This is a genomic window from Pseudomonas sp. MWU13-2100 (genome assembly GCF_023242365.1).
Classification (GTDB): domain Bacteria; phylum Pseudomonadota; class Gammaproteobacteria; order Pseudomonadales; family Pseudomonadaceae; genus Aquipseudomonas.
Map to the genome: position 1 here is coordinate 164,693 of NZ_JALLIX010000002.1, position 25,701 is coordinate 190,393.

The following is a 25,701-nucleotide window of genomic DNA, read 5'->3' on the forward strand; positions in this document are numbered from 1 at the left end:
CGCGGGCAAGCACCGCCCCCACAAGATCCGGGTGTTCTCAAGCTCTGGGGTCGGGCCAGTGCATCGGGCTTATCCCAGATAGACAAACGACGCGGTCATTTCCAGAAAATGACCGCGTTTTCGTTCCTAACGGGCTCGCCCGTTTTTTCAGGTTCACGGCCGTGACATTGACGTCCTCATCCCGCAATACCCTGAATCGCCAATCCCTCTGCCTGGGCCTGGTGGCCCTGCTGCTGTTTATCGCCGGTGTCTATCAGCAAGCCGCCATCGGCTTCGACTCGCGCTTCGTGCTGTTCGCCGAGGAAATGCTGCGCCACGGTCCGAGTTTCTTCCCGACCACCTATGGCGAGCCGTACCCCGACTATTCGGCATTTTCTACCCTGCTGATCTGGCTGCTGTCGCTGCCGTTCGGCACGGTCAATTCCTTCGCCGCCTGGCTGCCAAGCGCCCTGGCCTCGGCCTGGATCGTGGTGCTGATGTACCGGCTGGTGGCCCCGCATTCGCCACGTTGGGCGCTGCTGAGCATCGCCTTGCTGCTGCTGACCAATAATTTCCTGATCGAAACCCGCGCGGTTTCCCTGGACCAGATGCTCGCCGCCGTGTCCCTGGCGGTGTTCTACCTGGGTTATGCCGCCAGATACTACGGCGCGCCGAAACGCGGTCTGCTGCTGTTGGCGCTGCTGGTACTCGGCTTTGCCATTCGCGGCCCCATGGGCCTGGTAATCCCCACGGGCATGCTGTGCAGCTTCTACCTGCTCAGCGGTCAATGGCGCCGGCTGTTCGTGTTCGGCTTCCAGGCCCTGTTCCTGCTGGCGGCCTGTATCGGCCTGTTATTGTGGCTGGCTTCGCTGGACGGTGGCCCGGCCTTCCTCCAGGAAGTGATCCGCATGCAATTCACCGGACGCATGGACGGCTCGGCGGGCTCCAGCAGTACGCTGTATTACTTCAGCAGCGCTTTTGGCAACTATGCCCTGGCTTATCCATTGGCCGTGCTGGTGCTGGTCGCCATTCTGACAACCGGTCGCCAGCACCGTGGACCGGCCTTGCAACTGACCCTCTATGCGGTCGCGGCAGGGCTGATCGTGATGCTTGGTTTGTCGGTGCCCCAGGCGAAAAAAGCGCGTTATATCCTGCCGATGGTGCCAATGGCGGCGATTGTCGCGGCCTATCCGTTCCAGGTTGAGAAAGGCCGTTTGTTTGCCTGGTTGCGTGGGTTGATGCAGGGCCTCTGGCTGATTCTGCCGGGCCTGCTGATTGCCGGGATGTTCATGTTGCATCGGCGCTTCCCTGAAGAGCTGCCGAGCCTGGGCGTCGCACCCTATCTGGTCGGGGCCTTGCAGGTGATCGCCGTGGTGCTGCTGTTCAACGCCCGCTGGCGCGCCCTCGGCCTGGCCGGTTGTGCGGTGCTGGCGCTGTGGAGCAGCTATATCCTGATCGTCGAGCCGACCGAACGCGTGGCCTACGATACCCGCGCCTTTACCCGGGCCACCCAGCAGTTGATGCAAAAGGACCCGGCGCCGCTGGTCATGCACGCAGTGGGCAAGGATGGGCGGGCGATCAAGTTCATGGTCAATGCCGAGGGGGATCTGCAACCGATCTTCACCGATACACCTGAGCAGCTTCAGGGCGTGGCGCGACCTGCATGGGTGATGATGGACAAGAGTACTTACGAAGCGCTGAAAGGCACGGCCGTCGGTGATCTGGTGCCGGTGCTCAGCCAGCGGTTCGACAAGAACGATTATGTGTTGCTGAAGCTGCCATAACGCAGTCTTGTGGTGAGTTGAGAACTTGTGGCGAGCGGGCGGGCCCTACTGCCGTTCAGTCAAGGGAAATGGCATATTGAAAGCACCTTCTTCCCTGTGGGAGCGGAGCTTGCCCGCGAAGCTTTTAGCGGCCTCAAGGGCCTCTTCGCGAGCAAGCTCTGCTCCCACAGGGACCGTGTTTGGCCTTAACTGAACGGCAGTAGGGCCCGCTCGCTCGCCACATGGACCTCAGCCAGGCTGAGACCCGTGCTCATGACGCGGTCAGGCGATCACCACACTCGCCCCTTTCAACACATCCAGCCCTACCCCCACCAACGTCACCGAGTCCGCCCCGAAGGTCAGCACGGTATCGTGCCCCACCACCTTGGCGTGCTCCTGGACAGTGTGTCCCTGGGAATCGGCATAGCCCATGAACACCAGCTTGTCGGACGCCTGGAAGCCGGTGATCTTGTCCTGGCCGAACGCCCCGTTGAAACCGTTGAACAGGAAGGTATTACCCCCGCCCTTCGCATCCATCAGGTCATTGCCGCCCCCACCGATAAACAGGTTGCCGCCCTTGGCCGCACCGATCAGATGATCGTCGCCACCATTGCCCAGCAGCCACTCCCCGGAAGACTTCGCGGTCAGGGTATCGGCACCCTCACTGCCCACCTGCGAGTTGACGTAACTCCCCTCTGACAGACTCTGACTCCCCACTACGTGGGCGACGTCCTTGTTGAAGAACACCAGGCTCGACTCCTTGCTGACCAGCGTGCCGATATTCTGGGCGATGGTGATCCCACCGCTGGCATCGCGGATATACAAGGTGCCATGGCCGTCGTTGGCGATATCGACGCTGCTGAGGGGTTTCTGCAAGTCGAAGGTATTGTTGCCCTTGCCACCGAGAATGATGTTGTAGCCACCGTCGTCCCGGAAGGTATCGTTGCCGCCGCGCCCTTCGATGTAGTCGTTGCCCCGCCCGCCCTTGAGCAAGTCATTGGCGTCGCTGCCGATGATAAAGGTGCTGCCGCTATGGGCCTCGGCGTTGCGATTGAGGTCCTGTACCCAGGTCTTGTCCCGCGCCGGATCCGACAGGTTGGCGACGATGATGGTCGAGTCCTTGCTGGTCAGGTTGTAGAACTGCGAACCCAGCACCCGATTCAGGCCATCGCCATAGGCCGTCGGCAGGTGGGAAATCCAAGTGGCGACGTTGCCGATGGAAAACGGCAGGACATTCCAGGCGTCGGACGCGTAATGGTCGTTGAAGCTGACGATATTGTTGGTCGCCGACGCCTTGTTCGCATCGTGCACGCCCAGGGTCGCCAGGGTCAGGCTGGAGCCGTCGAGGGCGCGGAATACCGGGTCGTTTTCATAACCGATATTCAGCACCTGGGTGCCCACACCGCTCTGGGTCGGCGAGGCGAAGGCGATGTAGTTGGCATCCTTGTAGAAACCGCCCCAATGGTCCTTGCTCAGGTCGGCCACGCTGTTGACCGCCAGCCCGCCGAGGCTGTGGCCGCTGACCAGCACGTCCTTGCCGGACAGGCCGTTGGCCGCGGCAAAGCCGGCGACGCTCTTGAGCAGTCCTTCGAAGGCATTGGCGCTGTAGTTCTTCGCGTAATCCTTGGGACCGATGGCCGCCAGCAAGTCGTTGATCGCATCGCCGATGGTATCGCTGATCTCGCTTTCCCGGGGCCCGCTGGTGCCACGGAAGGACACGCCGATCTCGCTCAGGTGCCCGCTGACGTCATACTTGCCGAGGATTTCCGCCTGCGCCGTGGTGTAGCCGGCCTTCTCACCATAGAAGGTGCCGCGGGCGTCAGTCTTGCCGCCGTAGCCCAGTTGCGCGGCGCTGATGGGCGTCCAGCCGGCAACCTTCACCGCCGCCAGCGCGGCTTTCTCCGAATCCGGGTTCCACGGTATCCCGGGGATGACCCCCTGGGCATCCGTGCCGCCGATCAGGGCCTTGACCAGGGTCGCCGGCAGGCCGAGGCCGAAGCCGTTCTGCTGGTAGCCCACGGCAAAGCCGTTATCGAGGTTGTGGTAGGAGTACAAGGTGATCGCCAGCGCATCGGAATACAGCGCTTTTGAAGCCTCGCTTCCCACATTCTTATAGTCAAACACACCCATGGTATTGCCTCCTTGCTGGTTGGAATTATTGCCGTATGAAGGCCTCGTCGACCCTGGCCAGGTCGGTTTCGCGCAAGGTGCCGGCGTAGTAATGCAATTTGGTCCAGGCCATCAGGTAGTCGTAGCGGGCCTGGGCCAGGTCGCGCCGGGTGCTGTAGAGCTGCTGCTCGGCATTCAACGCATCGAGGTTGACCCGCTCGCCACCGAGGATGCTCTGCTTGGTCGAGACCACCAGGGCTTCGGCTGAACTCAAGGCCTTCTGATAGGCGCGCAACTTGCTCACCCCCGACAGACAGGCACTGAACTGGCGGCGCAGCTCGATCAGGGTTTCGCGGGTCTTGCCGTCCAGCTCGTATTCGGCCTGTTCCAGATTGGCGCTGGCCTGGCGCACCGACGCCGAGACGCCGCCCCCGGCGAACAACGGTACGTTCACCTCGAAGCCGATGGTGTTGGTGTCGTAGCGCTGGTTGTAGGTGTTGCCACTGTCGGACTCGCTCTTGCGCACGCTGGCGTAGGCATTGAGCTTGGGCAGGTGCCCGGCGCGATTGCGCTCCACTTCATAACGGGCCACTTCCAGGGCCTGACGCTGGGACGCCAGGGTCGGGTTGTTCTCCAGGGCCATGGCGTGCCAGGTATCGAAGTTGGCCGGTTCCAGGGGAAACGACTGGAAAGCCTGGGCCAGCGGCGCCAGCTCGGAAACGTCCACCGACGCCACGCCGATCAACGCCCCCAACTCGCGCAGGGCGGCATCCTGTTCGTTGCGGGCCTCGATTTCCTCGGCGGTAGCCAGTTCGAAACGCGACTCGGCTTCAAGAATGTCGGTGCGCGTGCCCTCGCCCTGGCGGAACAGATGTTCGTTCTGCTGGAACTGCTCCTCATAGGCTTTCTTGCGGGCCTGGGCGATCTCGATTTGGTCCTGGGCAAACAACGCCTTGGTGTAATAAGTCAGGACCCGCACCAGCAGTTCCTGGCTCTTGCCGCGAAAGGTTTCATCGGCGAACAACGCTTGTGCCACGCCCTTGCGGTAATTGGCGTAGGCCTCATAGTCGATCAGCGGCTGTTGCAGCATCAGCGTTGAGCCGGAACTGGTGTAGTGGCGGTCCTCGTGGGCGTTGCCGCGTTCGCTGAGGTAAGTGGCCCGCGAGTCGTTGCGGCCCTGGTTGTAGTTGTAGGAAATCTTCGGCAGCAGGCCGGCGCGGCCAATGGCGCGGTTCTCCAGGCCGGCATCGCGCTCCTTGAGCGCGCCGAGGAAGACCGGGTCATTGCGCAGCGCCTGTTCATAAACCTGGAACGGCCCCATGGCCTGGCTGCCGGTGCTGACCAACAGGGACAGCGTTGCCACGATCATCGACAGTGTCTTCATTCGGTGAAACATCCTATTGCTCGGTCAGCGCGGAACCCGCGCGGTCCAGCAGCGGTTTGAACAGATAATTGAGCAGTGAGCGCTCGCCCGTACGCACGAACATCTCGGCGGGCATGCCCGGCTTGATCACCAGCCCGCGGAGTTTTTCCAGGGCCATGTCGCTCACTGAAGTGCGCAGCACGTAATACGGCGCGCCGGTCTTTTCATCGAGCAACTGATCGGCCGAGATCAGGCTGACTTCGCCGGCTACCCGTGGGGTGCGACTCTGGTTGAAGGCGGTGAACAGGATGTCCACGGGCAGATGGCTGCCGACCTTATCCACCAGGTTGACCGGCAGATGCCCCTCGACTTCCAGGCGCTCGCCCTGGGGCACGATCTCCAGCAGGTTTTCCCCGGCGCGGATCACCGCACCTTCGGTGTGCACGCTGAGATTGACCGCGATGCCCTCGGCCGGCGCGATGATCTCGCTGTGCTGCAAATCGAAACCCGCCGAGCGCAACTGCTGCTCCAGGGTCAGGCTCTTGAGCTGGGCCTCGGCCAACTGGCCGCGCACTTCCTTCTGATACTCCTCGGCGTGCTGGGAGAGCTTGAGACGCGACTCGACAATGCCCTGCTCGACCCGCCCGCATTCGCCGCTGTTCTGCGCCAGGTCCTGTTGCACCTGGGACAGCTGGCGCTGGTAGTCCAGCAGGCGGTTGCGCGGGATATAGCCGTTGTCGGCCAGGGGTTTGAGGTTGTCCAGCTGGCTGCGCAGGGAATCGGCGCGGGCGAGCATGTCGTTGCGCGCCCGGCGCATACCGGCCAGTTGCGAGCCGGCGCCGTCGATACTGGCGCGAATGCCGGCCTGCTCGCGGGAAAAGGCTTCGCGACGGCTGCTGAACAGTTGTCGCTGACCTTCGAGGACCAGCGCCAGGCGCGGGTCGGCATCCGTGCTCAACTCCGGCGGAAACACCACCCGGGGCAGATTGTCGCGCTCGCTCTGCCAACGCGCCTGGCTGGCCCAGGCCATGCGGTACTGTGCCTGCAGGGATTGCACATCGGCCGACAGCTGGGTCTGGTCGAGGCGAAACAGCGGCTGGCCCTGATGCACCACTTGCCCTTCACGCACCAGGATCCGGTTGACCACACCGCCGCCGAGGGATTGCACGGCCTTGCGCTTGCCGGACACCACTACCGTGCCCTGCACGGCAATGCCCTGGTCCAGTGGCGCCAGGGCCGCCCAGAGAAAGAAGCCGCCGGCCCCCAGGAGTGCCAACAGCCAGCCCATGCGGGCAAAGAACCGGGCATCGTGCTCGCGGTATTCAAAAGGGGTACTGATCTGCATCGTGCTGTCCTTGCTCATGCGCCGCTGCTGCGCGTCGGCGCGGGATACTGTCGACTCAGGCTGACGCCGGCCGGAGTGGCGGCCTCGCGGGCCGGTTGCGCTGCCGGTTGGGCGCCGGCCGATAGCGCCTTGAGCACATCGGCGCTGCTGCCGAAAGCTTGCAGACGGCCTTCGTTGAGCACCAGCAACTTGTCCGCCTGGGTCAGGGAGGTGGAACGGTGGGTCACCAGGACCACCGTGCTGCCCCGGGCCTTGAGCAAGGCAATTGCCTGGGTCAAGGCGGTTTCCCCGACCACATCGAGGTTGGAATTGGGTTCATCCAGCACCACCAGGCGCGGGCCGCCATAGAGTGCACGGGCCAGCGCCACGCGTTGCTTCTGCCCGCCGGACAAGCCGCTGCCGTCTTCCCCCAGCAACGTGTCGTAGCCCTGGGGCAGGCGCAGGATCAGTTCGTGCACACCGGCCTGGCGCGCCGCCTCGACCACTTTCGCTGAATCGACCTCGGCAAACCGCGCGATATTCTCGGCAACACTGCCGCTGAACAACTCGATGTCCTGGGGCAAGTAGCCGATATGCGGGCCGAGATCATCGCGGTCCCAGCGATGCAGGTCGGCGCCATCCAGGCGCACGGTGCCGCCCAGAGTCGGCCAGACGCCTACCAGCACCCGGGCCAGGGTCGACTTGCCCGAGCCCGAGGCGCCGAGCACCCCCAGCACTTCGCCGGGGGCCAGGCTGAAACTCACTTGGTGCAGGGTCGCGCCACGCTTGCCCGGCGGTCCGGCGCTGACCTGTTCGAACGCCACCTGGCCCTGGGGCGCGGGCAGGCTCATCTGCCCTTGCGCCTCGGGAAACTCGCGCAACAAGCCATCCAGACGCTGATAGGCGAGCTTGGCCGTGCTCCACTGTTTCCACACGGCAATCATCTGGTCGATGGGGCTGAGCACCCTCCCCATCAGGATGGAGCCCGCAATCATCATCCCGGCGGTCATCTCCCCCTTGATCACCAACAGCGCCCCCAGGCCCAGCACCAGCGATTGCAGGCACAGGCGCAACATCTTGCTCAGGGAGGTAATCACCGCCCCGGTATCGCTGGCGCGGTTCTGCCGTGCCAGGAATTTCGAATGCACCTGGAACCAGCGCTTGCGCAAGGCCCCGAGCATGCCCATGGCCTGGATGATCTCGGCGTTGTGCAGATGACTGGTGGCCAGTTGATTCGAGCGCTGCGAATAACCACTGGCTTCGCTCAAGGGCTTTTTGGTCATGGATTCGTTGAGGCAGGCCAGGGCAATCAGCAGCAAGGCTCCGACACTGGCGAAGACCCCAAGCCAGGGGTTGAACAGGAAGATCACCAGCAGGTAGATGGGAAACCACGGCGCGTCGAAAAAGGCGAACAGGGCCGGCCCGGTGAGAAACTGGCGAATCAGCGTCAGGTCGCCGAGGGACTGGCCGGCATGCCCTTCGCCGCACAACAGGTTGCGTTCGAAGGCCGCCTGATAGACCCGCAGGTTCAAGCGCCGCTCCAGGGCGCTGCCGATGCGGATCACGATAAAACTGCGGAGCACTTCCAGCAGCCCGATAAAGGCAAAGAACCCCACTACCATCAGGGTCAGCATCACCAGGGTGGTTTCGTTCTGCGAGGTCAATACCCGGTCATAGACCTGGAGCATGTAAATCGAAGGCACCAACATCAGCAGATTGATCAACGCGGTAAAACAACCGACGCTGAACAAGATACTTTTATAATCGCCGAGCACACGGATCAAAGGTGTCCCGGACATCATTTTCGGCGGGGTCATCTATCTTCCTTGAAGTTTACAGGCAGCCGGATACGCACCTTTATTCGATGGCCGACGAGCCGCTCGGGAATATAGGTAATTTCAACATGAGCCGCTCTTTCGCGCGCCATAAAGACTGAACGAGAAAACAACTAACAGACACGGGGCATCAAGTGCTCGCTTAATCGATTTGCCTCTGAATACTCAGGGCGTATCGCGCATCAGTACCAGGACGGCTCCATTCTTCAAGCGCACTTCATAACGATCCGCCTTCTGCCGATTGAAATGCACGATGCCGGTTCCTTCGCCCCCATACAGCCACAGGCCATCGGGGGTCGGTTCCCAGTTGGCCGGACGCTCGCCCAGCCAGCCGGCGATGCACTCCAGGTCACCACTCAAGCGCGGCGACCGCAGCGCCAGATCAAGCTCGCAGACCTGGTTTTTTTCACCTTCGGGGTACATCCGCCACTGGCCGACAAGGGCCTCGGGGCTGGTCATGAGCAGGCTGCTCGCCATGGTGACTTCTCCAGAAAACGCCAGAAACGCAGCCATCAGCCACGTCGAATAGGTACTGCGGACAAAGGTCTTGATCATGGACATGGACTACCAGGCCAGAAGGCAGCGCTGCAGCGCTGCCCTTACCGCATCAACTCAAGCCACGATATCCGTGACCGCTGCCTGGCCCACGGTGGTCACCAGGAAATCGGCGACGCCGTGCCCGGAAAAGTCCACCGCCAGGGTACCCAGGTTGGTGCCCGAGGCATACGTCAGCACCGCATCGCCGGCGTGACCGGTGAACGCATTGACGAAGCTCAGGCCCGCACCATGGGTGATCCCGGACAAATCGATCTTGTCCTGGCCACTGGTGAAATCCATGATCCGATCGACCGCTTTCGGCGCCGAGTCGGAAACCGCGGCGAACACGAAGGTATCGTTGCCCGAACCGCCCCAGAGCTTGTCGGCACCGCCAGCCCCGTAGAGGATGTCGTTGCCGGCACCGCCGCGCAGTTCGTTGGCCGCGTCGTTGCCGATCAGCAGGTCATTGCCCGAACCGCCAATGGCATTCTCGATCGTCACGCCCTGGGCAATGGAGATATTACCCACCATGCCGCCAACGTCGGAGAACGAGCCGTCATGCAGGTTGATCTTCTGGTTCTGGGTGAACCCGGAGAAGTCCAGGGTATCGTTGCCGCCACCGTCCCAGACCGAGAACACCAGCTTGTCCGCAGACGAGGTGGCGCTCATGTAGTCACGCCCGGCATTGGAGTTGAAGCCGTAGGTGGTATCACCGGAGCGGGTGCTGTAGTTGGCGCCGTAGAGCTTCTGGATCGCCGCGATATCATCCATCAGCGGGCCCGAGGAGTAGGCCTCGACCCCGCCTTTGCTGAAGTTCTGGCTGGTGTTGCTTTCGCTCCAGTAGCTCATGACGCTATAGCCACGGGTGTCCTGCCCATAGGTCGCGTCATTGTAGGTCGGGTTGCCTTCACCGGCGTTGTAGTCGCCGGGATGAGCCAGGCCAAGGGTGTGGCCGATCTCATGGGTCAGGGTCTGACGACCATAGTTGTTCAGGCCAGGCGTCTTGTTGACGTTGTAGCCGCTGCCGGTCAGGTACCAGGACTGGCCGTCGAAACCCGGCTCGGTGCCCGGCAGGAAGGCGAATGCGGCCGCGCCTTCCTGTCCGCCGCTGTAGTTACCGAAGGTCATATGACCGTCGCCACCCTTCGCCGCCTCGGTGAAGGTCACATTGGCCACGTCCGCCCAGGATTGCATGGACAGAACGGCCTGCGACTTCTGCAACGCGCTGAACTGACTGAACCCGGTGACGCCCAGACCGCTGAAGTTCGAGGTCGGGGACGTCAGAAAGGTGTAGCTCAGATCAATCCTGCCGTCACCGTTCGAATCGTGCCAGGCGGCACCGTCACGCAGCAATTGCGTGGCAGCCTGATCGACGGAGTAGGAGGGTTTGCCATTGACCGTGAGGTTGTCGCCACGGTCGTATTGATGGCTGAAGCTATCGATCTGGTTAAAGGCGGAACTGGTACCGTTGGCCGCCAGTGCCGCATCCGAAGAAACAATAGCTTTGGTTTTGACTTTCGACATAAACACACTTCCTTGTTTGCAAGTGAAACAGTTTTTGTCAGATAGCGACAATCCCTTGGCGAGATCATCCTATCACTCGCCCTTTTTGGAGGCAGCGAGAAACTGACACAATCTGAAATCAAACGTCCAGCGCTTTTTTTGATACCAAATCGCCTAAATACGGAAAACACCTACAAACATTGACCAAAGTCGTGAAAGTTTTTTCTGACAGTAACAGCTGACTCCTGCAAGCAGACTTTCGGAAAACTTCAAGTCACAAGAATGCATATGGGAAGTGCATCAATAAATGACCAGTTAGTCATTTTATTACTTATAAATTCCCAGATCGACCGTTCGTTCTCAATACATCCGGGACAACTTCGCCTTTTAACGCCGGCACCGCCGCTGGAGTCCTCGGTGCCGCCGCCGGTACGGGCGATACCGATGGCAACCCGTTGCGCCGGGCGCTGGGCCCTCGCTTCCCACCCGCCCATTCCCCTATCGGGGTACTGTCGAGCCCGTGCACGGATCTTCTAGACTGGGACATGGCTGCCAGCATTCACTGAAGCACTGCATGATTGACCACGACTCCGGAAACCCCATGTCCAGCACCATCAACCACTGGGTCGACCTGAACCAGGACCGGGACACCGGCATCGAAACCCTGCGCGCGCGTTTCCAGGGCCATAGCCATGCCTATGATGCCCACTGGCACGACAGCTATCTGGTGGGGGTTACCGAACAAGGCGTGCAGCAATTCAACTGCCGACGCACCCGCTACCAGAGCCTGGCGGGCAACGTCTTCCTGCTCGAACCCGGCGAGATCCATGACGGCGACGCGCCCACCGAAGGCGGCTTCACCTACCGCACGATCTATCTCGATCCGCACTGGCTGGAACGGGAACTGAGCGCACTGTTCGAAGAGGCTCCTGCGGGCAGCCAACTGAGCTTTGCCAACACCCTGGCCACCGACAGCCGCTTGGCCCAGGCGACCAGTGCCGCGTTCCAGGCCATTCACACCCAGGAATTGCGTATTGTCCGGCAAAGCGCCCTCGACCGCTTGTTCGACAGCCTCACCGACCATCTGCACTGGCGCGCCCGCTACCGTGAGGACCCGCGCCTGCCGCGGGTCGCGCAGGTCGCCCGCGAGTACCTGCACGCCCATCTGCAACACGACCTGAGCCTGGATGAGGTCGCCGCCGCCTGCGGTGTCGACCGCTTCCGCCTGACCCGCGCCTTCAAGGCCGCCTACGGCCTGCCACCCCACGCCTACCTGGTGCAATTGCGGGTGGCCAAGGCCCGGCAAATGCTGTCCCGGGGCGAAACGCCGGCGAACGTTGCCATGACCCTCGGCTTTGCCGATCAGAGCCACCTGGGCCGCTGGTTCGTGCGCGCCTACGGGCTGACACCCGCCGCCTACCGCAAGCGCTGCTCAAATCTTCCAGACGCCTGAGGCGGCACACCGGAAGATCGCTGTATCGATCTTTACCCGGAGCCCGCCGCCATGTTGTCCAGTTTTTCCAGCCTCCTGCCCTTTATGCTGTTCGCCATCGTCGCCTCCGTCACCCCCGGGCCGAACAACATCCTGGTGCTGAGCAACAGTGCCCGCCACGGCCTCGCGGCGGCGCTGCCGATCATCCTCGGTGCCGGTGCCGGAGCGGCAGTGATCGTCCTGCTGGTGGGCAGCGGTGTCGGTGGATCCCTGGCACAGTTGCCCCAGGTGCGCACGGGCATGCAATGGCTCGGCATCGCCTGGCTGAGCTACCTGGCCTGGCAGATCTTCAGTGCCCCGGCCAGTGACATCAACCCGGACGCGGCCCCGGTCAAACGTCTCGGCCTGCTGGGCGCAGCCAGCCTGCAACTGATCAACCCGAAGGTCTGGATGATGGCCCTGGCGGTGGTCGGCGTGTTCGCCGGCAGCGGCGCCGAGCGCCAGGCTCATGTGCTGTCGCTGTCGCTGGTGTTCTTCCTGGTGTCGTTGCCGTGCATGAGCCTGTGGGCAATGCTGGGGGTCGGTTCCGCGCGGCTGTTTCGCTCGCCTCTGGCGATGAGGCGTTTCAATCGCTGCATGGCGCTGTTGTTGCTGGTTTCGACCTGGCTGAGCCTGCTGGTATAACGGGGCGGGAGTCGCCGCAGTGCAAAAGCCGGTCGCACTGGTGCGCTTTTGCCAGCAGCCGGCTGCGTAACGTGGCCGGACGGTGCGTGAAGACACCGAACTCCACAATAAACGACCTGCCGCGAGACCTGCGTATCATGAAAAGACTGTTCAACAGCTGTCTGTTCCTCTGCGGTACCGCCCTGCTGAGCACCAGCGTGCTCGCCTCCGAAGACGCTTCCTGCAAGACCGTGCGCATGGGCGTGGTCAACTGGACCGACGTGATCGCCACCAGTGGCATGGCCGATGTGCTGCTCAACGGACTGGGCTATGAAAGCAAGCAGACCAGCGCCGTGCAGCAGATCATCTTTGCCGGGATCCGTGACAAGCGCCTGGATATCTTTCTCGGCTACTGGAAACCGGCGATGGACAAGAACATTGCACCTTTCATCGCCGCCAATCAGGTCAAGGTCCTGGCCCAGCCCAGCCTGTCCGACGCCCAGGCCACCCTCGCCGTGCCGCAATACGTGGCTGACGCGGGGCTGAAGACCTTCGCCGATATCGCCAAGTTCAAGGACAAGCTCGGCGGCAAGATCTATGGCATCGAGCCCGGCAGTGGCGCCAATACCACCATCAAGACCATGATCGACACCGATCACTTCGGCCTCAAGGGCTTCAACCTGGTGGAGTCCGGGGAAGCCGGGATGCTCGCGGCGGTGCAGCGGGCGGTCAATCGCAAGGAGTTCGTGGTCTTCGTCGGCTGGACCCCGCACCCGATGAACATCAATATGAAGATCGCATACCTGACCGGCAGCGAAGATGTCTACGGGCCCAACGAAGGCGCGGCTACCGTGTCCACCGTCACCGCCCCGGACTACGCCCAGCGCTGCCCGAACGTCAACAAGCTGCTGGAGAACCTGACCTTCAGCGCCGCCCAGGAAAGCCAGTTGATGGTGCCGATCATGGAGCGCCAGACGCCCCAGGACGTGGCGAAGAAATGGCTGCGCGATCACCCGGAAGATCTGCAGAAGTGGTTGAGCGGCGTGACCAGTGTCGATGGCAAGGACGGTGTGGCGAGCGTGCAGGCCAGCTTGAAGTAACGCCAATTGTAGGAGCGCAACGGCGGTGTTTGTGTGGGAGCGGTGCTTGCCCGCGAAGTGGCCCTCAAGACCGCCGCCACGGGCTCTCCCGCCCCCTGGTACAGGACTGAGACTGCGCATGACCGACTACCCGCTTTCCCCCGAACTCAGCGCCTTTGTCGCCAAGACCCTTGATTTCAACTACCCGGACAGCACGATCAATGGCCTGCGCAACGGCTACAGCGAGATGTGTCGGGCATTTACTCCGGCGCGTCCGGCGAACATCAGCGTCAACGAACAACTGATCGGCCAGGTGCCCGTGCGTCAATACCGCCCGACTTCAGCAACACCGGCCGATGGCTGGCCCTGCGTGGTCTACCTGCACGGTGGTGGCTGGGTGGTCGGCGACCTCGACTCCCACGATTTCATCACCGCTGAACTGGCCTCCCTGCTCAATGCCGTGGTCATCGCCGTCGACTATCGACTGGCACCGGAACACCCCTTTCCCGCCGCCTTCGATGATTGCCTGGCGGTGTGGCGCGGCTTGCAGGCCAGTGCCGCAACCTGGCAACTGGACCCGCAACGCATGGCGGTTGCCGGCGACAGCGCCGGCGGCAATCTGGCCGCCGCCGTATGCCTGGCGCTGCGCGATGCCGGGCAAGCGCAGCCGCGGCTGCAGGCCCTGATCTACCCGGGACTGGGTGGCGACGACCGGCTGCCCTCGCGCACCGAATGCGCCGACGCCCCACTGCTCAGCACCAGCGATGTGCACTGCTATCACGCGTTGTACCTGCCGGGTCCGGACAAGCCCTCGGCCTATGCGATGCCGTTGCAGGCCACTGATCTGCGAGGGTTGGCCCCGGCGTTTATCGCCGTGGCGCAATTCGACCCCTTGCGCGATGACGGCGTGCAGTACAGCGAGCGCCTGCAAGCGGCCGGCGTCGGCGTGGACTTCCATCCCGGTCACGGCCTGGTGCATGGTTGCCTGCGGGCCCGGGGCATCGCACCGGAAGTCGATCGGCTCTACGAAAAACTCCTCGCCGCCCTGCGCCGGTCCCTGGACCTGTAGCAAAAGTTACTTGACGACCGACCTTGCCTTGAGTTCTTCTGAAACCGGTTTCAGTACCAGTACAGCAACCGCCTGCTGATAACTCCAAGAAAAGGTTTCAGGCCGTGAACAGTTTTTCCGCTGCCCAACGCAGCCGCGTGACCATGCTCGATGTCGCTGAACGCGCCGGGGTCTCCAAGGCCAGTGTGTCGCGTTTTATCGGCGATGACCGCGCCCTGCTCTCCGAAGCCATCGCCCTGCGTATCGAGCAGGCGATCGGCGAACTGGGCTACCGCCCGAACCAGATGGCTCGCGGCCTGAAGCGCGGACGCACGCGTCTGATCGGCATGCTGGTGGCCGATATCCGCAACCCTTATTCGATTGCCGTGATGCATGGCGTGGAAACCGCCTGCCGTGCCCATGGCTACAGCCTGGTGGTGTGCAATACCGACCGCGACGATCAGCAGGAACGCCTGCATCTGGCGGCGCTGCGTTCGTACAACATCGAAGGCCTGATTCTCAATACCCTCGGTCATCACCTCGAAGAACTGCAGGAACTGCAGCGGGAAATGCCGGTGGTGCTGGTGGACCGCAAGGTCGAGCAGTTGGACAGCGACCTGGTCGGCCTCGACAACGGTACCGCCGTGCGCAGTGCCGTCGAGCACCTCGAAGAACAAGGTTACCGCGACCTGATGCTGGTCAGCGAACCCCTCGACGGCACCAGTTCGCGACTGGAACGGATCGAGCATTTCAACCTCGAGATCGCCAGGCGTGGCGCTCTGAGCGGTAGCATCGGCCATACCGGCGAGTCATTGCAGCTTCAGTTGCAAGACTTCCTGGCCACACCAGGCGCCGGTCCCAAGGCGCTGTTCTGTGCCAACGGCATCGCCGCCCTGGCCTGCGTACAGGCCCTGCGTGACCTGGGCTGCAACCTTTTCAACGATATCGGCCTGATCGCCCTCGACGACCTGGAATGGTTCCCGCTGGTCGGTAGCGGCATCACTGCCCTCGCCCAGCCCACGCAGCAGATCGGCGCCCATGCCTTCGACTGTCTGTTCAAGCGCCTGCGGGGCGACAAAGGCGCCGCCAGGGTCCTCGATTTTCCCGCGCAGCTGATCGTCCGCGGCTCCACCCAACGTACAAAATTGGCCTGAAGTATTGCGGCATCTGAATCACGCGGTAAGTGCCCGGGCAAAAATGAAACCGGTTTCAGAGGTACAACAACCATGAAAGAACAGCTGTTTCCCGTCTCCATCAGCCTCTCCAGCTATGGCGCGACACTGGTTCGAGAACGTGGCCAGGAAAGCTTTATCGAACTGCTGGTCGAGGCCGGCGCCCGCCGGATAGAGGTTCGCGAAGAACTGCTGAGCGATGAGGATCCGCAGCGCTTTGCTAGCCATGCGGCGGCCATGGGCCTGGAGTGTGCCTACTCTTCGCCCCTGGAGTTATGGCCCGCTGGCCAGTCGCGCCCCGACCCGCAACTGGCGGCGACCCTGCAACGCGCCGAAGCCTTTGGCGCGCGCTGGCTGAAAGTCTCCCTGGGCTACTTCAGCGAAAACTGCGACCTGTCGGCACTGGCTGGATTGCTCTCGGCATCACCGCTGCGCTTGCTGGTGGAGAACGACCAGACCACCCAGGGCGGACGCATCGAACCTCTGCTGCGCTTTTTCGATCAGGTCGAGCAACAGCGCCTGCCGGTGAAAATGACCTTTGATATCGGCAACTGGCACTGGCAGGACCAATCCGCCAGCAGCGCCGCGCGCCTGCTCGGCCGGCATGTCGACTACCTGCACTGCAAGGCCGTGGCCCGGTGCGCGGATGGCAGGCTCGTCGCCCTGCCACCGAGCGCCCTCGACCTGGATCTGTGGGAACCTTTGCTGGGCCAGATGAGTCAAGGCGTAACCAGGGCCGTGGAATACCCACTGCTGGGCGACGACCTGCTGGCCGTTACCCGCCAACAGGTGCACAACCTCGCCCGCCTGGGCCGCGCCATGGAGGAAACCGCCCATGCCTGAGATCGAAATCCTCTCGTTCGGCGAAACCATGGCGATGTTCGTCGCCGAACAAACCGGCGACCTGGCCCGGGTCGGACACTTCCACAAGCGCATCGCCGGAGCTGACAGCAACGTCGCCATTGGCTTGGCGCGTCTGGGCTTCAAGGTCAATTGGCTGAGCCGGGTCGGCGCCGACTCCCTCGGGCGCTTCGTCATCGACACCCTGCAAGGCGAAGGCCTGCACTGCGATTACGTCGACATTGACCCACGCTATCCCACCGGTTTTCAACTCAAGTCCCGGGAAGACCGGGGCCAGGACCCGCAGGTGGAATATTTCCGCCGGGGCTCGGCCGCCAGCCACTTGTCAGTGGCCGATATCCGCCCAGAGTTGCTCACGGCTGACCATCTGCACGCCACCGGCATTCCTCCCGCCCTGTCGGCCAGCGCCCGCGAACTGTCGTTCGAACTGATGACGCGCATGGCGGCCGCCGGACGCAGCGTGTCCTTCGATCCCAACCTGCGACCGAACCTGTGGACCAGTGAGAAACAGATGATCGAGGACGTCAACGCCCTCGCCGCCCTCGCCCACTGGGTCCTGCCGGGACTGGGCGAAGGTCGCTTGCTGACCGGCTACCAGGAGCCGCGCGATATCGCCGCCTTCTACCTCGACCAGGGCGCCGCCGTCGTCGCCATCAAGCTCGGGGCCGACGGCGCCTATTACCGGACCCAGCGGGACGAGGGTTTTGTCGCCGCAGTGCCAGTGCAAACCGTGGTGGACACGGTCGGGGCCGGTGACGCGTTCGCCGTCGGCGTGGTCAGTGCGCTGCTGGAAAACCACAGCGTGGCCCAGGCCATGGCGCGCGGTAACTGGATCGGTGCCCAGGCGGTGCAGAGCCGCGGCGACATGGAAGGCCTGCCGACCCGGGAACAACTGACAGCGGCCGGCCGGCCCGTATCCGCCGGCTAAGCAAGACCGTTTTTTTGAATGCCACCTGCTGCGACAAAAACAACAAGCTCAGGAGCCACACCATGCATACGCTGAAACTCGCCACCCGCCGCTGGTGGTACATCATGCCCATCGTTTTCATCACCTACAGCCTGGCGTACCTGGACCGCGCCAACTACGGCTTCGCCGCGGCCTCGGGCATGGCCGCCGACCTCAACATCACTCCCGGCCTGTCGTCGTTGCTCGGTGCGCTGTTCTTTCTCGGCTACTTCTTCTTCCAGGTACCCGGCGCCCTCTACGCGCAGAAACACAGTGTGAAAAAGCTGATCTTCGTCAGCCTGATTCTCTGGGGCGGCCTGGCCACCCTCACCGGCATCGTTTCCAACGCTTATATGCTGATCGGCATCCGCTTCATGCTCGGCGTGGTCGAAGCCGCCGTGATGCCGGCGATACTGGTGTATCTGTGCTATTGGTTCACCCGCGCCGAACGCTCGCGGGCCAATACCTTCCTGATCCTCGGCAATCCGGTAACCATGCTCTGGATGTCAGTGGCCTCGGGTTATCTGGTGCAGCACTTCAGCTGGCGCTGGATGTTTATCGTCGAAGGCCTGCCGGCGGTGATCTGGGCCTTTATCTGGTGGCGCCTGGCCGACGAACACCCAGCCCAGGCGAGCTGGCTCAGCGCCAAGGAAAAAAGCGATCTGGACAACGCCCTGGCCGCCGAGCAGGTCGGCATCAAGGCGGTGAAGAACTATGCGCAGGCCTTCCGCGAACCCAAGGTGATCATCCTCGCCCTGCAGTTCTTCTGCTGGAGCATCGGCGTCTACGGCTTTGTGCTGTGGCTGCCGTCGATCCTGAAAAGCGGCTTGAAGATGGACATGGTCGAAGCCGGCTGGTTGTCGGCGTTGCCGTACCTGGCCGCGGTGATCGCCATGCTCGCGGTGTCCTGGGGTTCGGACAAACTGCAGCGACGCAAACGCTTTGTCTGGCCGCCGCTGCTGGTGGCTTCGGTGGCCTTCTATGCCTCCTACGCCCTGGGCGCGGAACATTTCTGGTGGTCCTATAGCCTGCTGGTGATCGCCGGCGCCTGCATGTACGCGCCCTACGGGCCGTTCTTTGCCATCGTCCCGGAGATCCTCCCGGTCAATGTCGCCGGTGGTGCCATGGCGCTGATCAACAGCATGGGGGCCCTCGGTTCCTTCGGCGGCTCCTACCTGGTGGGCTACCTGAACAGCGAAACCGGCTCACCGGGCGCTTCCTACCTGCTGATGAGCGGCGCCCTGCTGCTTTCAGTGATTCTGACCGTTTTCCTCAATCCCGGCGTCAGCGACCGGGCAGCCCCCAAGGGTTTGCCGAGGCCGCGTGCGCTCTCCCATCCCTGAACTCTGTCGAGCGAACCCGATGAAAAAACCGATAGTGTTGTACAAGAAGCTCTCGCCCCCGCTGATGGCCCGCCTGCATGAGCACACCCAGGTCACCCTGATCGACGACCTCGGTGACAACGGCCAGGCGCAACTGCGCGCCGCCCTGCCCGAGGCCCGTGGCCTGCTCGGTGCCAGCCTGAAGCTGGATGCCGCGCTGCTCGACCTGGCGCCACGGCTGGAAGCCATCGCCAGTGTTTCGGTAGGTGTCGACAATTACGATATCGATTACCTGACCCGTCGACGGATCCTGCTCAGCAACACCCCCGACGTGCTCACCGAAACCACCGCCGACACCGGCTTCGCCCTGATCCTGGCCAGCGCCCGGCGCGTGGTGGAGTTGGCGAACCTGGTGCGCAACGGACAGTGGACCCGGAACATCGGCCCGCTGCATTTCGGCACCGATGTGCATGGCAAGAAGCTCGGCATCATCGGCATGGGACGTATCGGTGAAGCCCTGGCCCGGCGCGGGCATTTCGGCTTCGGCATGCCGGTGCTCTACCACAGCCACTCGCCCAGGCCTGAAGCGGAACAGCAGTTCAATGCGCGCTACCTGGGGTTGCACGAACTCTTGCAGGAAGCCGACTTTGTCTGCCTGACCTTACCGCTGACCCCTCGGACCGAGGGGCTGATCGGTGCCAGGGAATTGGCCCTGATGCGCCCGGAAAGCATCCTGATCAATATTTCCCGGGGCAAGGTGGTGGACGAACAGGCGCTGATCCAGGCCTTGCAGAACCGACAGATCCGTGGCGCCGGCCTGGATGTGTTCGAGCGCGAACCGCTGGCGCCGAACTCGCCGTTGCTGAACCTGGCCAATGTGGTGGCCACGCCGCATATCGGCTCGGCCACCTATGAGACCCGCGAAGCCATGGCACGCTGTGCGGTGGACAATCTGCTCGCGGCCCTGGCCGGAGAACGCCCACCGAATCTGGTCAATCCCCAGGCCTACCAACACTGAGCCCCATGCCGGCAGCGAGCGTTGCCATGGCGCGGCAACGCTCGAAGGTCAGATCACGAAGCGCGCGACCATGGCATTGAGGTCCACCGCCAGGCGCGACAGCTCATGGCTGGCGGCGCTGGTCTGATTGGCACCGGCGGCCGACTGGGAAGCCAGGTCGCGGATATTCACCAGGTTGCGATCCACTTCGCGGGAAACCTGTGCCTGCTCTTCCGAGGCGCTGGCAATCACCAGGTTGCGCTCGTTGATCAGGTTGATCGAGTGAGTGATCTGCTCCAGCGCCACACCGGCGGCACGGGCCATCTCCAGGGTACTCTGGGTCCGCTGGTTGCTTTGCTGCATCGATTGCACGGCCTGACCGGTGCCATTCTGGATACCAGCAACCATCTGCTCGATCTCCTTGGTCGACTGCTGGGTACGATGGGCCAACGCCCGCACTTCGTCGGCCACCACGGCAAAACCGCGCCCGGCCTCGCCCGCCCGTGCCGCCTCGATGGCGGCGTTGAGGGCCAGCAGGTTGGTCTGTTCGGCAATGGCACGGATCACGTCCAGTACCTGACCGATGTCACGGCCCTGGGTCGCCAGGCCTTCGATCAGCACCGAGGTGTTTTGTACGTCCTGGGTCATGGTCTGAATCGCCTCCACCGTCTTGACCACCCGGTCACGGCCTTCCCGTGCCGCCTGGTTGGATTCCTGCGAGGCTTCGGAGGTCGACACCGCGTTGCGCGCCACTTCTTCGACTGCGCTGGTCATTTCGTTGACCGCCGTGGCTGCCTGCTCGATCTCGTTGTTCTGCTGCTGCAGCCCGCGGGACGACTCCTCGGTCACTGCGCTGAGCTCTTCGGCCGCCGACGCCAACTGGGTGGCCGAACCGGAGATCTGTTCGATGGTCTTGCGCAGATTGCCTTGCATTGCCAGCAACGCGCCGAGCAAACGGGCCGGCTCATCTTTGCCTTCAACGGCAATGGCCTTGGTCAAGTTACCGCCGGCAATGGTTTCAGCCGCCTCGACAGCCTTGTTCAACGGCACTACGATACTGCGAGTCAATAGCCAGGCCAGCAGCACGGTCATCAGCGCCGCCACCACCGAGACCAGGATAATACCGAAACTGGCATTGCCGTATTGCTCACCGGCCTGGGCCGACGCAACCTTGGCGCCAGCCTTGTTGATCTCAACCAACTGATTGAGCTGTACCCCCATCAGGTCCGTACCGGCCTTGATCTGGTTGTTGATCAGATTACGCATGTCCTCGATCTTGTCCTGCCGTGACAACTCCAGCATCTGGCTCTGGTCCCGAATATAAGTGTCGAGCGTGACCGAAAACTCCTTGTACTTGGCCAGTTCTTCACCTTCAGCAGGCAAATCGGCGTAACTCTTCACGTCCTTGCGAACTTTGTCCACCAGAGCAGCAACCCGCGTATTAGTGTCCTGCAAGGATGCGGAATCACGGTTGAGCAGCAGGCGAAAAGACAGGATGCGCATACGCAGGACGTCTTCGAGCGCATTGCCGAGAAACCCGACGCTAGGCAGTTGATTCGTTTCCATATCAATGGACGCCTGGCGAATCACCGTCATGCGGGTCTGGGAAAAGACGCCCAGCACAATCACCAGCAATGCAATGAACGCAAAACCGAGAAACGCACGCGGGGCGATATTCATATTTCGTAGGGACATGGGCTGTTCTCTATAAGACGTGAGGACTACTAGCTTCCATGCCGGACACCTGTCAGATGGCAAGTTGCCATACCGACAGTGTTGCACCACTCTTCGTCTGCGACGGTGGGCTTACAACTGATTATCGGCAGAAGTTGTGAATTCATTCAGCGGGATTGAAAAAATATTTCACTCTATGACTTGGCATCGCCAAATATTTCATCATTGATACATTTGCTGCCCTGCACACTTTAAATCATGGCTATAGGCCATTAACTGTACAGGCATGTTCAATGTTCTGGAGCTGTAACTTGTGGGAACACTGAACTCCCACAAGCGAGCGTGGGCTTGTGGCGAATCATTCTCCGGTCTCGATCTCGGCTTGCAGGATATCGCCGGAGAAACCGACCGCGACGCAGATATCGCCGTTGGTCACGCTCGTCGAGGCCTTGCTTGTAAAGTTTATCCAGGTAGGCGCGCAGGCTGCGTTCCTGCTCGGGGTAACGCGCGGCGCAGTACAAAGCCCCACCCTTGCGGTAGTCGCAGTCGATGCCTTCGCGATCGATAACCCGCCGGACCTCGTCGGGCCTGGCATAGGCCTTGGGCGACAGGCCAGTGCGCTGGCGAAAGCACTTGTAGAAGGCCGACAGGGAATTGAACCCGGCGGCGATCGCCAGTTCGTCGATGCATACCGGTGGCACGGCCTGGTCCAGCGCCGCCAGCAGGTGCTGCAAGCGCGCCTGGTTGACGTGGCGGTAGAAACTCTTGTGGCGCACTCGAATCAAGATATATAGACGCAGATCAACTTACACGAAAACAATCGCCGAACGGCTTGAAAAAACTCTCCTGCCCCATTGAACGGATGCTATTTTTAAGCCTTCTGCTGGTGGGACCATGAGGTCCCGCCGTTCCTACCCGCGAGCAAAAGGAAGCGCTCAAAGAAACAGGTGGGCGACATGAGTAAAGTCTTCAGCCAGGTGACCTTCCCCAACGCTTGCCAACTGATGCGCTGGCATTTTCATCCCATGGGCTTCGAAGCCAGCATGGATGCGCCAGACAGCATGGTCGCCCGGCTGTTCGACCGGGCCAGTGGCGAAACGCTGATCGCCATCGCCGGTATTCCCTGCGCCACGGTGATGAACGCCGCCGATGTGGAACGGATCATCGAGGCGGTTGAGGATGAGCTCGAATCCTTCGTACCGCCCATGAGCCTGCGCGCCCTCAATTGACTCGAAGGCTTGCCAGCCAGTCAAGGCCAAACACCACAACCTGTGGGAGCGGAGCTTGCCCGCGAAGCTTCTGGCGTCCTCACCGGCGTCTTCGCGGGCAAGCTCCGTTCCCACAAGTTACCGGGTGCTTTCAACCCCTCTGTACAACTTGATAGCTCAGCGCAACCCTCAGGGTTTGACCCGTAAATCGGCGAAAAACGCCTTGTCCCCCGCCACCCGATCCGAGGCCTTCGGCCCGTTCGTGGCCTGGCCGTCCTGCCCGTCCAGATACCAGTAGCAGTGCTTCACCGCCCGGGTGATGCCGACGTAGGCCAGCCGCAGGATCTCATCCTTCTGCGCATTGTCGTAGGCCTCGGCATCGCCCTCGTCCCCCAGCCCGGCCATGCGATAGACCTGGTTCTTGTAGGGCGAACGGGTCAGGTGCAGGCAGTCGCCCAACAGGAATACCACATCGGCCTGCAACCCCTTGGCACTGTGATAGGTCAGTTGTCTGAGCCGGCGCTGCTCGGCAGGCAAGCTAGAATCAACATTAACTACAGAAGATATATACTCATTAATCAGTAACTTATCGCTACTTTTTCGAAACAACATTAAGATACTTTCGCCACGCCGGTAGTGCTCTTCCAAGCGCGCGGCCAAACCGGCATCGTCACGATCCAGCACATTGACCGGCCACAGTTCCTTCGGCTCGCCGCTGGCCTTGGCCTTCTTCCCGGCAATCGCCGGTGCCGCCCGGACGATATGCTCGGCCGCATCGATGATGTGCTGATGACTGCGATAATTGTCGCTGAGCATGACCCGGGTAGTCGCCGGCGAGGGGAACTGTTTGCTGAACTCCATGAAGTACTTGGGCGAGCTACCCCGCCAGCCATAAATGGACTGCCAGTCATCGCCCACGCACAACAGCGACGAATGCCGGGCCGCGCGACCGACCTGCATCGCCGGACCACGACGACGGATTTCCCGCAGGCTGGCCCGTAGCCAGGAGACGATCTGCGGTGAAACGTCCTGGAACTCGTCGATCATCAGGTGCGACAACGGACGCAAGAGCTCGTCGCTGAGCAGCGCCTGGTTTTCCGGGGTATTTTCGCCGAACAGCGAAAACATGCGGTTATAGGTCATGATCGGTGGCGACTGGACCAGCAGATGGGTCTCCAGGGCCTTCCAGAACAGACTGAGGGCTTCGAAGAAGAAACGGTCCGGATCGTCCCCGGCGAACCTCATCCGCGCCACGGCGGCAGGCACATCCAGGCCGAGGTTCTCGATAAAGCCGGCGGCCATCACAAAGCAGTCTAGCAGTGGCGCGGATGCCAGCTCACCCTTGACCTTGTAATCGAAGCCGGGTCCGGCCGTGGCATCTCCAGCCAGAGAGGCCAGGACACACTTTGCCGATTCATAGCTATCCAGCCATATCAATGGCTTACGACAGAAAGCTTGAAACAGCGTGCGTTTCACCGCCCATTCGGCGCGCACTGTGAGCCTGGACCCTGGCCGACTGATCTGCGGACTTTCCCGCGGATCGAAGCCCAGCACCACCCAGGCCTCCAGTTCAGCAATGTAACCATGGCAATGGAACGGCGAACCATTGATCTCGATGACCTCACGGTCCGGCTCAATCCCCGGAATCGGCCAGGCGCCCGCGCGAAACCACAAATCCTCCAGGGTGTCGCACAGCTCCTCGTCACGTTTGGACGCCAGTTCGGTGACGGCCATGCGCTTGCGTACATCCGGGTGGTCCTGATCCAGCTCCCGCAGTTGCAGGGCCTGCTTGTAGAGCGGCACCAGCACCTCGCGAAAACGCGGATTGTCGGTATGCAAACGTTGATAGCAGGCATTCAGTTGCTGGCGCTGGGCGTCGTTGATCCGCAGGTCGAACGGGTTGCTGTCGGCACCTTCCTCGGCGAACAGATTGCGCTCACTGAGATTCTCGAACGCCTGCAACTGACTGAAACCTGGCAGGCTGCGGACCATGGGCAGAATCCGCGAGTGAAAGGTGCGTACCACGTCACGGGCATCCCGAGGGCTGAGCACATGCCCCCAGAGGCCCATGACCTCCACAAGCTTGGCCATGAAGTCCTTGCGCGACTCCCGGGTGAAGGTCACCACGGTCATCGCGTCCAGCTCGAAGCCCAGGTAGTGGGTCAGCAGCAGGATACGCAGCACCAGCGAAGTCGACTTGCCGGCACCGGCGCCAGCGATCACCGCCGTCGACGGCGTGTCGCTGAAGATCATTTTCCATTGCGCCGCACTGGGCTGCGCTTGTGCGGGCAGGAGCCGGGCCACATCGGCCTTGATCCGCTTCTTCAACTCCGCCGTCAGCGGCAGACGCCAGTCGTCGAACAGGTTATCGTCGACCCCGGGCGCGCGATGCTCCAGCGGCCGCGTATCGCGGATCAGCAGGACCTGGCGCCCCTCCTCCAGGCCGTCGCGTCGTCCCTCGTCGTAACCGTACTCGACGCCTGCGCCGTGGCCGCTACGAAAGCCGTCGGCCTGGCCCTGCAACCAGGACGCCGCGTGCTGGGCACGCAGACGGCTCAGTCCGCCGCCCAGCAACTTGGCCAGCAAGCGCTTGAACAGGGGCAATTGAGCCAGGGAGGAAAGTTCGGCAGGCGGTTCGGGTGTCGGTGATGGCACGCTGACTCCAGGTAAGCGACGGTCTAGGCGAAAGGTCTATGGTCGCTCCATTACGTTCGGAGTTCTAGTCAATTGCTTGTCGATCAGCCATTTAGGCGACGAATTGAAAGTCGGGAGACAACTATAAATATCAAATAATGCGATTGATTTAAGGCATTTTTTACGCTTTTTATCGATATCAATTTAATAGATGATCGCTGCCATCAACCACCGGTTACCGTCCTGCCCCGG

General features: G+C 62.0%; 19 protein-coding genes and 3 pseudogenes. 11 read left to right on the forward strand and 11 right to left on the reverse strand.

The genetic code is table 11. The features are described 5' to 3' along the window. Window positions 1-167: 167 nt before the first annotated feature. Window positions 168-1,763 (forward strand): ArnT family glycosyltransferase, encoded by a 1,596-nt coding sequence (locus M5B99_RS02355; RefSeq protein WP_248802580.1) that lies wholly within the window; start codon window positions 168-170, stop codon window positions 1,761-1,763. A gap of 261 nt (window positions 1,764-2,024) precedes the next feature. Here M5B99_RS02355 and M5B99_RS02360 read toward each other — a convergent pair whose 3' ends face one another. From M5B99_RS02360 to M5B99_RS02390, 7 genes and pseudogenes are all read right to left on the reverse strand, one after another. Next, window positions 2,025-3,872 (reverse strand): polyurethanase, encoded by a 1,848-nt coding sequence (locus M5B99_RS02360; RefSeq protein WP_248802462.1) that lies wholly within the window; start codon window positions 3,870-3,872, stop codon window positions 2,025-2,027. Between the two features lie 25 nt (window positions 3,873-3,897). Further along, entirely contained in the window at window positions 3,898-5,247 is a 1,350-nt protein-coding gene (locus M5B99_RS02365; protein WP_412548686.1) for a TolC family outer membrane protein, read from the reverse strand. Window position 5,248: 1 nt separating this feature from the next. After that, entirely contained in the window at window positions 5,249-6,577 is a 1,329-nt protein-coding gene (locus M5B99_RS02370) for an HlyD family type I secretion periplasmic adaptor subunit (RefSeq protein ID WP_248802464.1), read from the reverse strand. Continuing rightward, window positions 6,574-8,355, reverse strand: a complete 1,782-nt coding sequence (locus M5B99_RS02375) for a type I secretion system permease/ATPase (protein WP_318654553.1) — start codon at window positions 8,353-8,355, stop codon at window positions 6,574-6,576. The genes M5B99_RS02370 and M5B99_RS02375 overlap by 4 nt, the downstream gene beginning before the upstream one ends. Window positions 8,356-8,538: 183 nt before the next feature. After that, on the reverse strand, window positions 8,539-8,934 hold the full coding sequence (locus M5B99_RS02380) for an AprI/Inh family metalloprotease inhibitor (RefSeq protein WP_248802465.1): 396 nt from the start codon (window positions 8,932-8,934) through the stop codon (window positions 8,539-8,541). 51 nt (window positions 8,935-8,985) lie between these two features. Beyond that, the gene (locus tag M5B99_RS02385; protein ID WP_248802466.1) at window positions 8,986-10,434 is read right to left on the reverse strand and encodes a serralysin family metalloprotease; all 1,449 of its coding nucleotides are present in this window, start codon (window positions 10,432-10,434) and stop codon (window positions 8,986-8,988) included. A 380-nt stretch (window positions 10,435-10,814) separates the two neighbouring features. Beyond that, a pseudogene (locus tag M5B99_RS02390) lies at window positions 10,815-10,889 on the reverse strand (hypothetical protein); the annotation flags it as partial. A gap of 125 nt (window positions 10,890-11,014) precedes the next feature. Between M5B99_RS02390 and M5B99_RS02395 the strand changes: the two are divergent. From M5B99_RS02395 to M5B99_RS02435, 9 genes are all read left to right on the forward strand, one after another. Beyond that, window positions 11,015-11,866 carry an AraC family transcriptional regulator gene (locus tag M5B99_RS02395; protein ID WP_248802467.1) on the forward strand — a complete coding sequence of 284 codons (852 nt, stop codon included), beginning with the start codon at window positions 11,015-11,017 and terminating at the stop codon, window positions 11,864-11,866. A 51-nt stretch (window positions 11,867-11,917) separates the two neighbouring features. Beyond that, the gene (locus M5B99_RS02400; protein WP_248802468.1) at window positions 11,918-12,529 is read left to right on the forward strand and encodes a LysE family translocator; all 612 of its coding nucleotides are present in this window, start codon (window positions 11,918-11,920) and stop codon (window positions 12,527-12,529) included. 137 nt (window positions 12,530-12,666) lie between these two features. Next, complete coding sequence (locus M5B99_RS02405) at window positions 12,667-13,608, forward strand: choline ABC transporter substrate-binding protein (RefSeq protein ID WP_248802469.1); 942 nt, start codon at window positions 12,667-12,669, stop codon at window positions 13,606-13,608. 118 nt (window positions 13,609-13,726) lie between these two features. Next, window positions 13,727-14,656, forward strand: a complete 930-nt coding sequence (locus M5B99_RS02410) for an alpha/beta hydrolase (protein WP_248802470.1) — start codon at window positions 13,727-13,729, stop codon at window positions 14,654-14,656. Between the two features lie 104 nt (window positions 14,657-14,760). Then, the gene (locus M5B99_RS02415) at window positions 14,761-15,789 is read left to right on the forward strand and encodes a LacI family DNA-binding transcriptional regulator (RefSeq protein WP_318654554.1); all 1,029 of its coding nucleotides are present in this window, start codon (window positions 14,761-14,763) and stop codon (window positions 15,787-15,789) included. A gap of 72 nt (window positions 15,790-15,861) precedes the next feature. Next, complete coding sequence (locus tag M5B99_RS02420) at window positions 15,862-16,650, forward strand: sugar phosphate isomerase/epimerase family protein (RefSeq protein WP_248802471.1); 789 nt, start codon at window positions 15,862-15,864, stop codon at window positions 16,648-16,650. Further along, window positions 16,643-17,596 carry a sugar kinase gene (locus tag M5B99_RS02425; protein WP_248802472.1) on the forward strand — a complete coding sequence of 318 codons (954 nt, stop codon included), beginning with the start codon at window positions 16,643-16,645 and terminating at the stop codon, window positions 17,594-17,596. Before M5B99_RS02420 ends, M5B99_RS02425 begins: the two co-directional genes overlap by 8 nt. Before the next feature lie 62 nt (window positions 17,597-17,658). Continuing rightward, a complete protein-coding gene (locus tag M5B99_RS02430; protein ID WP_248802473.1) occupies window positions 17,659-18,957 on the forward strand; it encodes an MFS transporter in 1,299 nt (432 codons plus the stop codon). 19 nt (window positions 18,958-18,976) lie between these two features. Beyond that, window positions 18,977-19,954 carry an NAD(P)-dependent oxidoreductase gene (locus tag M5B99_RS02435; protein ID WP_248802474.1) on the forward strand — a complete coding sequence of 326 codons (978 nt, stop codon included), beginning with the start codon at window positions 18,977-18,979 and terminating at the stop codon, window positions 19,952-19,954. Between the two features lie 48 nt (window positions 19,955-20,002). On the opposite strand, the gene M5B99_RS30110 is transcribed toward M5B99_RS02435, so the two are convergent. From M5B99_RS30110 to M5B99_RS30120, 3 genes and pseudogenes are all read right to left on the reverse strand, one after another. Beyond that, entirely contained in the window at window positions 20,003-20,866 is an 864-nt protein-coding gene (locus M5B99_RS30110) for a methyl-accepting chemotaxis protein (RefSeq protein WP_412548687.1), read from the reverse strand. Window positions 20,867-20,908: 42 nt separating this feature from the next. Beyond that, window positions 20,909-21,628, reverse strand: a pseudogene (locus M5B99_RS30115) (MCP four helix bundle domain-containing protein); the annotation flags it as partial. Between the two features lie 404 nt (window positions 21,629-22,032). Next, window positions 22,033-22,383 (reverse strand): annotated as a pseudogene (locus M5B99_RS30120) (helix-turn-helix domain-containing protein); the annotation flags it as partial. A 180-nt stretch (window positions 22,384-22,563) separates the two neighbouring features. Between M5B99_RS30120 and M5B99_RS02455 the strand changes: the two are divergent. Next, a complete protein-coding gene (locus M5B99_RS02455; protein WP_248802476.1) occupies window positions 22,564-22,836 on the forward strand; it encodes a DUF1652 domain-containing protein in 273 nt (90 codons plus the stop codon). Window positions 22,837-23,004: 168 nt separating this feature from the next. On the opposite strand, the gene M5B99_RS02460 is transcribed toward M5B99_RS02455, so the two are convergent. After that, window positions 23,005-25,470, reverse strand: a complete 2,466-nt coding sequence (locus M5B99_RS02460) for a UvrD-helicase domain-containing protein (RefSeq protein ID WP_248802477.1) — start codon at window positions 25,468-25,470, stop codon at window positions 23,005-23,007. Window positions 25,471-25,701 lie beyond the last annotated feature (231 nt).